Here is a 688-nt window from a genome sequence, read left to right on the forward strand (position 1 = left end):
TAATCCCGTCATTCTTGGTTTTTGAATGGCGTTTTTTGCTAAGTTGTCTAGCAAGTCTTTGAAGCCTCCTTGTCAGCCTAGCTAAGGGCTTGGGTGCGCTAATTTGCAAACCATTAGATAGACTAACAAAAGCTTTAATACCTGTGTCTATGCCTAGAGTGTGGTTATTTTTAATAGGTTTATGGGTGCGCTCAAACTCCTCTTGTGTGGTATCCACTTGGAGTGAAACAAAGAATTTAGAGCCTCTTTGTGTGATGGTTGCGCCATTGATTTTGCCTTTAAATCTAAGTTTCTGCGTCATTTTGATTTTAGGCAAGTTAGGGATTTTAAGATAGTCCTTTTTATCGCCCTGAATAATTTTTATCTGATCTCCACCAATGTAAAAGCTCCCTTGATATTCTCTTTTCTTTTTGAATTTTGGATAACTCAGCTTGCCTAGCTTTAAATCTCTAAAAAACTTGTCAAAGGCTAGTTTTAAGTGTGTAAAGGGCTGGGCTGTGGCGTATTTGGTAACCTCATAGACAAAGGGGAATTTTTCTCTTTTAAGAGCGTTAAACTCTTTCTTGAGGGCAAAGTGGTTAGTTTTAATGCCATTGTTGTAATTCTCTTTCCACTTAGCTAATCCCCAATTATAGGCTAATCTAGCGCACCCAAAAGCCTTTTTAAAGTGGGTTTGGGCTTTGTTGTT

The 688-nt window shown here is 38.2% G+C and carries 1 protein-coding gene; it reads right to left on the reverse strand.

The genetic code is table 11. The features are described 5' to 3' along the window. Positions 1 to 688, reverse strand: a 688-nt coding sequence (locus EAO33_RS08880) for an RNA-guided endonuclease InsQ/TnpB family protein (protein WP_162982287.1), incomplete at both ends; no start/stop codon positions are given.

The organism is Helicobacter labacensis, from assembly GCF_003660285.1.
In the GTDB taxonomy this organism is placed as follows: domain Bacteria; phylum Campylobacterota; class Campylobacteria; order Campylobacterales; family Helicobacteraceae; genus Helicobacter; species Helicobacter labacensis.